Origin of the sequence: Methyloversatilis sp. XJ19-49 (assembly GCF_024580145.1) — a bacterium.
Lineage (GTDB): Bacteria > Pseudomonadota > Gammaproteobacteria > Burkholderiales > Rhodocyclaceae > Methyloversatilis.
Genome location: NZ_JANINI010000028.1, coordinates 1 through 9,937, shown reverse-complemented (window position 1 = coordinate 9,937; position 9,937 = coordinate 1). Strand labels below are relative to the sequence as shown.

The window sequence follows — 9,937 nt, the reverse complement described above, 5'->3', positions numbered from 1 at the left end:
ACGAACACGCAGGTGAGCTGGTCGCCGATGGCGCGGTGGATCAGCGCCGCCGCGACCGATGAATCGACGCCGCCGGACAGGCCGAGGATGACCTCCTCGTCGCCGACCTGTTCACGGATGCGCGCAACAGCCTCTTCGATGTAGTCGCCCATGATCCAGTCGGCGGCGCAGCCGCAGACGTCGATCACGAACTTGCGCAGGATGTCGGCGCCGCGCGCGGTGTGCGTCACTTCGGGGTGGAACTGCACGCCATAGAAGCGGCGCGCCTCGTCAGCCATGCCGGCGATCGGGCAGCACTCGCCGCTTCAGCCCATCGACCACTCAACCCGCACGATGGTCCGTGCACCATCTACCGAGCGGCAGAAAGCGACGCTGCCTCCCATTCGCAACGCCACGCGCTGCACAACCGCCAAGCCCAGGCCCAAACCCGGATGCCTGCGGCTCGCATCGCCACGCGCGAAGGCTTGCAGCATCGCCTGCTGATCCTCGGGCGCGATGCCAGGCCCGCAGTCCTCGACCTCGACGCGTATCCGGTGGCCTACCGTGCCCACGATCAACCGCACTGGCGGCTGGCCGTGGGTGAGGGCGTTATCGAGCAGGTTGGCGATCACGCGTTCGATCAAGACCGCGTTGGCGTGCGCGACCGGTAGCGACGCCGGTGCTTCTACCGACAGTGACGTCGCTTCGCAGTGCTGTTGTGCGGCAACACTTCGTGCCACGGCAGCCACGTCCACCGTCTCGTCCAGCGGCAATTCACCGCTGCGTACATGGTCGAGGAAGCTGCCGATGAGCCGGTCCGCCAGAAGCACATTGCGCACGATGGCCTCGCGCTGCGGCGCGACGCGCTCCCCGTCGGGCAGCATTTCGGCGGCCATGCGGATGCGTCCGAGCGGGCTACGCAGGTCGTGCGACACGCCGGCCAGCAGCAGCGCACGCTCGCACTCCTGAAGATCGATCGACTGGCGCAGCGTTCGCCAGGCTTCGTCAATCGCCTGCACCTCTGCACTGGCATGCGGCAGCGACCCGCCCGACATATCGTCGGCGGCGATGCGCCCGCGGAGCACCTCGAGGGGTCGCGCCAGATGGCGCGAAATGAAGGCACTGGCGACAATGGCAAGCGCGAACAGCAGCACCACCAACACGATGAAGCGGTCGCGCCAGCGCGTTTCGACGATGTCGCCTTCCAGTCCCACCCAGAGCAGCTGCCCCTCGGCCAGGCGCAAGGCTAGCCATATGGTGGACATGCCGGCGCCGCCCTCGGGTGAGAACAGCGCGTCGTCAACGGGCACGCCGTCATCGCCAAGCGTCTCGCGCAAGACGTTCAGGCGCGACGTCAACGAGATGAAAGCGAAGGCGACCTCGGGCCGCGTTGTCGCGGTGCGCAACGGCCCGGGGGCATGTTCCAGCACAGCCTTGAGCGGCGCGCCGGCTGCGGCAAGCTTGAGCGCAGGCGACCAGCGTGAAGACACCAACTGCGCCACTGCTCGGCTGCGCTCGTCGTAGAAGAGGGCCATCAGCATGGCGATCAGCAGGATCGCCAGCAGCACCTGCACAAGCAGCAGGCGCGCGAACAGGCCGCGCGCAAGTTTCACTCGGCCGCGACACCGCCACGCGGCACGAAGACATAGCCTTCGCCTCGTACGGTGTCGACCCAATCGGCACCCGGGCTCGCGTCACGCAGCTTGCGGCGAAGGCGTGCGATCTGCACGTCCACCGTGCGCTCTAGCGGCTGGTAGCTGCCCGCTTGCACCGCCTCGGATAGCGACTCTCGCGCCTGTGGCGTGCCGGGCTGCTTGGCCAGCGCGACCAGCAGCTTGAACTCGACACTGGTCAGCGCCACCACACGACCGCCGGCGGTGACTTCGCGCCTCAAGATGTCGATCGACAGACCCGCGAAGCGCAGCACTGCGCTGTCGCCGCGACCGGGCGCGGTACGGCGCAGCAGAGCACGCACGCGCGCCACCAGCTCGCGTGGTTCAAAGGGCTTCGGCAGGTAGTCGTCGGCGCCGATTTCCAGACCCAGCACGCGATCGAGCGGATCGCCACGTGCGGTCAACATCACCAGGCCCAGGGCAGGATGTGCTGCGCGCCAGCGCCGCGCTAGGTCGAAGCCGTTACCGTCCGGCAGCATCGCATCGAGCAGCACCACATCGGGCGGTTTGGCGGACAACGCCCGTTCGGCGTCACCGGCGGTTAACACGATGTGCGTGCTCCAGCCTTCGCGTGCCAACAGTTCCACAAGCATCGAGGCCAGTTCAGCGTCGTCGTCCACGATCAGGATCAGCGGCTGCATCAGCGACATGGCCCGGAAGTGTAGGGATGCGACAGGTCACGCAGGCCAATGCGACAGCACTGTCGCAATTCGTCGCGAATCGTCGCCGCGTTGAGGGTGAAAAAGGGGTGCAATTACGGCAAGCACCAAGGTCTGAAGCAACCGTTAAAACGGTTAGCCCGTCTCGAGGAGTTCATCATGTCCAAGTTCTACTCGTTGTCTCAAGTCAGTGTAGCCCCAGTCGCTGCCACGTCCCTCGTCGCCATGCTGGCGCTGGAGGCACCGCAAGCGCCAGCGCGCAAACGCAAGGCTACCATCACCGGCGCCAATGGGCCGATGGCGACGCGCGCCGCGACTCGTTCAGCCGAAGGCGGCACGACCACCACGACCGGTCCCGACGGCAAAACGCGTAGCCGAAGCTCGGCGCGCGACGGCGAAGGCAGCGGCACGACGACGTTCGCGCGGGCCAACGGCGGGACAGTCACGCGCGAAGTCACCCGCCAGCCATAAGGAGCGCGCCATGACCCACAACGATGTTGCGTATTTCACCCGCGTCATGGCGTTCGGCGGGCTATGTCTGGCGTTGCTGCGGTTCGGCGCACCTGCAGCAGCCAACGAGCGCGCGACGGTGCAGGCCTGCCGCGCCGATGCGCGCAAGCTGTGCCCCGGCATGCGGCCTGGCGACGGGCGCATAGCCATCTGCTTGCGTCAAAACGAAGTCATGCTGTCTTCTGCGTGCCAAGACCAGCTTGGCGAGGTCGACGCTTGTAAGGCCGAGGCAAGAAAGCCGAGTCCCGAAGCGCAGGGTGAGGTCGAGCTGCGCCCGTGCGCGAAGGCCAAGCGCGCCGAGCTGGGCGCCTGCTGCCGCGCGGCGACCGAAGGCTGACCCGTCATGGATCACGTCGCCCTCAATGATCTCGTGGCCTCCGACCTGAGACCCTGGCTCGGCGCCTTGATCGTCGCGCCGCTGGGGATCGCTGCCGTCGAAGGCGTCGTCTTGTCGCGCCTCGCCCCGGGTGGCTACGACTGGCGGGCCTTCGCGGCGTCGATTGGCGATGCCGTGGGTCGGCGCATCTTCGACCTGTTGTCCACCGGGCTCGGTCTGGCGTTTGCGATCCCCTTGGTCGGCTGGATCTACGAGCACCGCCTGTTCACGATCGCGATGGATTCGTGGTGGCCTTTTGCGCTGCTGTTGGTGGGCAACGAGTTCTGCTACTACTGGTATCACCGGTGCGCGCACCGCGTGCGCTGGTTCTGGGCGACGCACGCTGTGCACCATTCGCCCAACCAGCTGACACTGGCCACCGCGCTGCGGCTGGGCTGGACGGGCAAGATCACCGGCACGGTGCTGTTCTTCTCGCCGCTGATGTGGCTCGGCTTCTCGCCGGTGGCGGTGACGCTCGCCCTGTCGGGCAATCTGCTCTATCAGTTCTGGCTGCACACAACCTGGATCCCCAGGCTGGGCAGGACATTTGAGCGCTGGTTCAACACACCGTCGAGCCACCGTGTGCATCACGGCAGCAACCCGGAGTATCTGGACTGCAACTACGGCGGCGTTCTGATGGTCTTCGACCGCCTGTTCGGCACCCACCTGGAAGAGCGCGCCGATGTTCCGCCGAGATATGGCCTGACCACGCCACTGCTGGCATACAACCCTTTGCGCGTCGCCTTCCACGAGTGGATCAATTTGGCGCGCGATCTGCGTAACGCACGCAGTGCGTTGGACATTTGCCGCGCATTGTTCGCGCCGCCGGACGCTCGCAAAAGCGCGACGACAAGGGAGGGATCAAGCTGAATTCGACAAAGCCTCGACGACCTAACCCCAAGCGACGTTCCTAACACCAAGTGCCTGAATTTCCCTGGTCCAGGGTGCAGCACTCTGAATGACTAACCAACGAGAGACTTCGATGAAACCCAACCTATGCTCTTTCGCCTTCCTTCGCTTTGCGGCTGCGCTGCTGGCAACCGCCTGCGTCACTTCCAACGTCACCGCTCAGGGCGTCGATTCGGCACGCCAGGAAAAAAAGCGTGCCGAATTGCAGAAGCGCTTCACCGCAGCCGACACGAATGCCGATGGCCAGCTCAGCCGCGATGAGGCCAAGGCCGGCATGCCCAGAATCTATCGCAACTTCGACGCGATCGATGCCGAGAAGACGGGGTTTGTCAGCCTGGAACAGATCACTGCCTTTGCCGCTAAGCAGGGCGGCCGCCGCTGAGCCGCGTCTGGAAGCATCTTGCATCCCTTTCGTGAATACATGAAGGGCTCGAGCCGCCGCCGGCTGTGGGTCGCGCTGTTGATGGCGGTCGTGCTGATGGGCATCCTCACAGCGCTGCTGGTGCGCTATGCCGTGGCGCAGGCCGTGGTCGCCGTTCAGCCCGCGTCCTACAGCCTGCGGGCGCCCATCAAAGGCGCCGGCGAGTTGACGGCGCTTGAGCAGGCGGATGTCGCCAGCAAGTCGGCGCTCAAGGTTCAGGCTGTGCTGGTGGACGTGGGCCAGAGTGTCAAGCGCGGGCAGCCGCTACTGCTGCTGGACGCTGACGAGTTGTCGGCGCAGGTTCGCGTCTCCGAGGCCGCCGTGCAGGCCGCCCGCTTATCGGTGGATGCAGCCAGAATGGCGCATGCGCGCGCCGTGGTGCTGCAAGAGCGCACAGTCGCCGATGCCCAGCGCGCCACAGCATTGGCTAGGCAAGGCCCCGACGCCATCTCGGCCACGGAGGTGGACACTCATGTGGCCGCTGCCCGGTCAAGCCGGATCGACGCCGAGGCCGGCGCGGTGCAGGTCACGTCGGCGCAGCAGGCTCATGCCCAGGCGCTGGCGAACCTGGATGTAGCACGTGCCCGCTGGCGCGACACCACGCTGCGCGCGCCGTTCGACGGGTTGGTGACCTCGCGCCATTGCAGTGCTGGCGACACCGCGGCGCCGGGCGTGCCCTGCCTGACCGTGGTGGACCCGGCTTCGCTGCGCGTGCGCGCACGTTTCGACGAGTCGGCGCTGGCCGCGATACAAGTGGGCGATGTGGCGTCGCTGCTGCTGAAGTCTCAGCCGCACGGCACCATCCAGGCCCTCGTTGAACGCCCGAATCGTTCGGTGGATATCGACACGCGCGAATTCACGGTCGACTTCCAGCTCGAGGAGATCCCTGCGGGCTGGGCACTGGGCGAGCGTGCCACGGTGGTGGTGCAGGGGCGCGAGCGTGCGGTGCCCCTGGCCATTCCGCTGTCGTACGTGGTGAGCGACGGCACCCGTCGCGGCGTATGGGTGGCGAAAGAAGGGCGGGCGCACTGGACCGCGCTGCGTCTGGGCGCACGTGACGAGCGCCTGGTCGAAGTGCTGGATGGGCTGACATCCGATGCGCTGGTGCTGCAGCCGCAGGGCATGGCTCGGGCTTTGCCGGTGCTGCCACAGGTGCTTCCCGCGGTGAAGGGAGTGGGCAAGTGAATCTCGCCACCCGCGACATCCGGGCCAACCTGATGCGCTTCCTGCTGACCGGCCTTGGCGTGGGACTGACACTGCTGGCGGCCATGTCGATGACAGGGCTTTATCGCGGCGTCGTCAAGGACGCACTGGCCATCATCGACGATTCGCAGGCCGATCTCTGGGTCATTCAGGCCGAGACCGAAGGGCCTTTTGCGGAGACCTCGTCGATCGACCGGCGCGTGCTGGCGCGCACGCTGTCGCTTCCGGGCGTGCGCGAGGCGCGGCAGTTCATGCTGCAGTCTCTGCGCGTCACGATCAACGGCAGGACAGTGCGCGGCTCGCTGATCGGGCTGGACTTCCCGGTGGACGCTGGCGCCTGGATCCCGCTCGTGGCCGGTCGAGCCCTGGCAGCCGGCCGCGGCGAGGCCATTGCGGACGAGTCTTCGGGGCTGCGCCTGGGCGACGAAGTGCTCATCCATGGCACCCGGTGCGAGGTGGTCGGTCTGGCGCGCGGATACCTCGATTCGAGCGGCAACCCGATGATCGCCATGTCGATCAACGATGTGTTGGAAATCGCCACCCATCGCCCGAGCGAGGCGGTCGAGCGTGCGCGCGATGCGGGCCGGCCGGTACCCTCGGCAAAGGCGGCCAACATCGCCGCCGTCATGCTCAACCTGGACAGCTCTGCCGACGCCGAGCGCTTGAAGCAGGTTATCGCGCGCTGGGGCGACGTGACGGTGATGAGCGCCGACGAGCAGCGCAACGCCTTCCTGTTCGGTCGACTGGGGCGCCTGCGCGGCCAGATACTGATGTTCACGGCCGTGCTACTGGTGGTGAGCGCCGTCGTCATTGCGGTGACCATCTACACCATGACGCTGGAAAAGCGCCGCGAGATCGCGCTGCTCAAGCTGATCGGAGCACGCAACAAGGTCATCGTGTCGATGGTCCTGCAGCAGGCGCTGGCACTGGGCGCGCTCGGCTACGCGATTGCCGTGGCGATCGGGCCCCTCATCAAGCCGCTGTTTCCGCGCCGGCTGGTTCAGCCGCCCGAGGACTACCTGATGTTCGCCGCCATCGTGCTGGTGCTGTGTGTGCTGGGTGCGCTGCTGGGCATCTGGAAGGCCATGCAGGTCAGGGCGCAGGAGGTGCTGGCATGAGCAGGACAGGCCACCCCCTGGTGCTCATCCGGCGGCGCTCGGCGCGGAGGGTAGTCCGATGAGCGCGCTGAAACCTGCCGGGGCGCCCATCCCGGATCACGCAGGGACGCCAGTATCTGCGGACGCCATGTCCGTGCTGGAACTGCGCGACGTCAGCAAGGTTTACGGCAGCGGCGACACCGCGGTGGCCGCGGTGTCGAACGCGACCACTGCGTTGTACCCGGGCCAGATGGTGGCCTTGCTCGGGCCCAGCGGTTCGGGCAAGTCAAGCCTGCTGCTGATGGCCGGCCTGCTGGAAGCACCGACCAGCGGCAGCGTACTGCTGCGGGGCCAGCTGGCCAACGGGCCGGGTGCCAGCATTGCGGATCCCCGCGCCTTCCGGCGCCAGCACATCGGTTTCGTGTTCCAGAAGCCCAACCTGATCCCATTTCTCAGCGCGGCGGAAAACGTACAGCTTGCGCTGGAGATCAACGATGTGCCCGCGGACCAGGCGCAGCGCCGCATCCACGAACTCTTGAGCTATCTGGAAGTGGATCACCGAAGCGACAATCTGCCCAACAAGCTGTCCGGCGGCGAGCAACAGCGCGTAGCCGTGGCCCGCGCCATGGCCAACCAGCCGCCGCTCCTGCTGGCGGACGAACCGACCGCGGCGCTGGACAGCAAACGCGGCCGCCAGGTGATGAGCCTGTTCAAGCAGGTGGCGCGGGACCTGGGCGCCGCAGTGCTGGTGGTCACGCACGACCATCGCAGCCTCGACCTGTTCGACCGTATCCTGCAGATGGACGACGGCCACCTGAGCGAACGCGCAGTCACCTCCATGCTCAACGCATCGGCCACAGCTTGAATGAACCGCGACCATTTCGCCCATCTCCGCCGATTCGTTCCACCCGCCGTGACGGTCCTGTCAACCTCCGCAGGCCTGTTCTTGCTGGTCGGCTGCAGCGTCACGCTACCGCTGCCGCCGACCCCGGCGTTTTCGGTGCCGCGAGCATTCCACGCCACACCGGCGGATGCACCGACGGTGCTCGACAACCCGACGGCCGTTCACTCACCCTGGTGGTCCGCGCTGGGGGATTCCCAACTCGATACGCTGATCGACCTGGCCCTGCGCAACAACCGCGACCTGCGTGTGGCCAAGGCACGCATTGACCAGGCGCGCGCGCTGGCGGACTTCGACCAGGCCGTCCGGCTGCCGATGGTCGGCCTGAACCAGCAGGCCAGCCGGGCGCGTGCATCACGCAACGTGGATGTACCTGTCAGCGTGACCGGACCTCCGACCGCTACTGCCAGGGCCCCGGCGCTGAAGGTCGCACCCAGCACCTACAACTCGCGCCTTCGCCTGTCGCTGGATGCAACCTACGAGGCCGACCTGTGGGGCCGTCTCAGTCACGAAGCCCACGCCTCGCAACAACGGGCGGCGGCGAGCGAGCATGACCTGCAGGTCGCACGCCTGTCGCTGACGGCCAATGTGATCACCAGCCATCGGATGCTGAAAACGCAACAGGCGCAGGCGGCACTGCTGGAGGAGATGGTGCACTTGGGCGAGCGTCGCCTGAGCGGGCTGCGAGCCCGCGTGTCGGCCGGCCTGGCGGACGATTCGGCGCCGGATGCGCTGCAGATCAGCGTTGCCGACAACCGCGCCCAGGCCCTGCGCATGCAGGAGCGAATCGCCCTTGGCCGGCACGCGCTGGCGCTGCTGTGCGGCGTGGCCCCTGGAGCGCTGCCGGTGCCGGCAGACACGACTGCACCGGCAGCGCTGCCTGCTGCACTGCCCACTTTGTCGGACATGCCGTCCACCGTGCTGCTGCGGCGGCCCGACGTGCGCAGCGCCCAGGCGCAGCTGGACGCCGCACTGAGCGACGCGGGCGCCGCGCGGGCCGACTTCTTTCCCACGCTCAAGCTCACCACCGGCGCAGGCACGGAATCGAGCGCGCTGGCCATGCTGCTGAAGCCGGGCAGCGCCATCTGGTCGCTGGCCGCGCAGGTCAGCTCGCCGCTGTTCGACGGCGGCCGGCGCAACGCGCAGTTCGCCGCCGCCAGGGCGCGGCTGGATGAGGCCGCGCAACACTACGAAGGCGTCGTGCTGGGCGTGCTGCGCGAGGTGGAAGACGCGCTGACCACCGCAAGTGCCCTGCAAGCCCAGGCGGCGCAAGAAGCGCTCGCAGCTGAGGCCGCGTTGCGCCGCGCCCGGCAGGCCGCGGAACGCGCAGATACCGGCATGGATGCCCGCCTCGGCGAGCTCGAATTGCGGCAAGCGGCCCTCCAGCGCCAGCTGTCGCTGCTGGACACCCATGCGCAGGCCTTCGTCGCCCAAGTCACGCTGCGCAAGGTGTTGGCGCAGCCATGAGTTGGAGGTCGCAACGCTACTCATCGAAAACGTCGAGGTCGGAGGACAGGCTTCAGTTCGGACGTCATCCACTGACTTGCACCAAACCGGCGATTGGCAATTGGCGCTTGACGGCTGATGGCCAGGGGCTTCGTGCGAGTCCGAACTGAACGGTCGTCAAGCGTAGATCGAACTTGGTAGTCAACTCGAACCGCTGACAGGTCAAGGGCTACCTCCCTCCGCGCCTGGCCGCCCATCGAGAGACACACTGCGCTCGGGACATCAACGATGAGCTAATTTGACCGTCACGCCAAATCGCAGACTCAGAAATCTGTAGAAACCTGATTTATATAAGATATTTGTCTGGATCTTACCGTCAGGCAGCAAATTCCAGTGACGGTAAATTTTCACGAGCCGTAGAGCCGCAAATTCTTCCGTCAGATTTACCGTCAAACTGAAGTTGCCCCCTTTTTCCCGGATGGAGCGGTCAGAAGGCGAAATTCTTGGCCGGGCCAACGGCTTGGACCGCATCTTTCAAACTGTTGATCATGTATCGCCGATAGTTGATGGAGATATCTACACAACTGTTTTTAAAGACTTTCTCACGAGATCGCGAAACCTGCTACTCCCACTCAATCGTCGCCGGCGGCTTGCCCGAGATGTCATACACCACCCGATTGATGCCGCGCACCTCGTTGATGATGCGGTTGCTGGTGCGGCCGAGCAGGCTGTGCGGCAGCTCGGCCCAGTGGGCGGTCATGAA

General features: G+C 66.2%; 11 protein-coding genes and 1 pseudogene. 8 read left to right on the top strand and 4 right to left on the bottom strand.

Going from position 1 to position 9,937, the window contains the following annotated elements; all coding sequences use genetic code 11:
- The 3 genes and pseudogenes from NMQ16_RS19030 to NMQ16_RS19020 all read right to left on the bottom strand — a co-directional run.
- A pseudogene (locus NMQ16_RS19030) lies at positions 1-305 on the bottom strand (GMP synthase (glutamine-hydrolyzing)); the annotation flags it as partial.
- Positions 306-1,592, bottom strand: a complete 1,287-nt coding sequence (locus tag NMQ16_RS19415; protein ID WP_257082544.1) for an ATP-binding protein — start codon at positions 1,590-1,592, stop codon at positions 306-308. It lies immediately after the preceding pseudogene.
- Positions 1,589-2,293 (bottom strand): response regulator transcription factor, encoded by a 705-nt coding sequence (locus NMQ16_RS19020; RefSeq protein WP_257082543.1) that lies wholly within the window; start codon positions 2,291-2,293, stop codon positions 1,589-1,591. Before NMQ16_RS19020 ends, NMQ16_RS19415 begins: the two co-directional genes overlap by 4 nt.
- Positions 2,294-2,470: 177 nt before the next feature.
- Between NMQ16_RS19020 and NMQ16_RS19015 the strand changes: the two genes are divergently transcribed.
- The 8 genes from NMQ16_RS19015 to NMQ16_RS18980 all read left to right on the top strand — a co-directional run bounded on the left by NMQ16_RS19015 (position 2,471) and on the right by NMQ16_RS18980 (position 9,195).
- Positions 2,471-2,782 carry a hypothetical protein gene (locus NMQ16_RS19015; RefSeq protein WP_257082540.1) on the top strand — a complete coding sequence of 104 codons (312 nt, stop codon included), beginning with the start codon at positions 2,471-2,473 and terminating at the stop codon, positions 2,780-2,782.
- 10 nt (positions 2,783-2,792) lie between these two features.
- Positions 2,793-3,158 (top strand): hypothetical protein, encoded by a 366-nt coding sequence (locus NMQ16_RS19010; protein ID WP_257082539.1) that lies wholly within the window; start codon positions 2,793-2,795, stop codon positions 3,156-3,158.
- 6 nt (positions 3,159-3,164) lie between these two features.
- Positions 3,165-4,067: a sterol desaturase family protein gene (locus tag NMQ16_RS19005; RefSeq protein WP_257082537.1), complete on the top strand. Its 903-nt coding sequence runs from the start codon at positions 3,165-3,167 to the stop codon at positions 4,065-4,067.
- A 112-nt stretch (positions 4,068-4,179) separates the two neighbouring features.
- A complete protein-coding gene (locus NMQ16_RS19000) occupies positions 4,180-4,488 on the top strand; it encodes a hypothetical protein (RefSeq protein ID WP_257082536.1) in 309 nt (102 codons plus the stop codon).
- An 18-nt stretch (positions 4,489-4,506) separates the two neighbouring features.
- The gene (locus NMQ16_RS18995; RefSeq protein WP_257082535.1) at positions 4,507-5,712 is read left to right on the top strand and encodes an efflux RND transporter periplasmic adaptor subunit; all 1,206 of its coding nucleotides are present in this window, start codon (positions 4,507-4,509) and stop codon (positions 5,710-5,712) included.
- Complete coding sequence (locus tag NMQ16_RS18990) at positions 5,709-6,848, top strand: ABC transporter permease (protein WP_257082533.1); 1,140 nt, start codon at positions 5,709-5,711, stop codon at positions 6,846-6,848. The genes NMQ16_RS18995 and NMQ16_RS18990 overlap by 4 nt, the downstream gene beginning before the upstream one ends.
- Before the next feature lie 133 nt (positions 6,849-6,981).
- Positions 6,982-7,692 (top strand): ABC transporter ATP-binding protein, encoded by a 711-nt coding sequence (locus NMQ16_RS18985; RefSeq protein WP_257082532.1) that lies wholly within the window; start codon positions 6,982-6,984, stop codon positions 7,690-7,692.
- A complete protein-coding gene (locus tag NMQ16_RS18980; RefSeq protein WP_257082530.1) occupies positions 7,693-9,195 on the top strand; it encodes an efflux transporter outer membrane subunit in 1,503 nt (500 codons plus the stop codon).
- A gap of 601 nt (positions 9,196-9,796) precedes the next feature.
- Here NMQ16_RS18980 and NMQ16_RS18975 read toward each other — a convergent pair.
- The coding region (locus NMQ16_RS18975; RefSeq protein WP_257078918.1) for a hypothetical protein at positions 9,797-9,937 on the bottom strand (141 nt) is incomplete at its 5' end.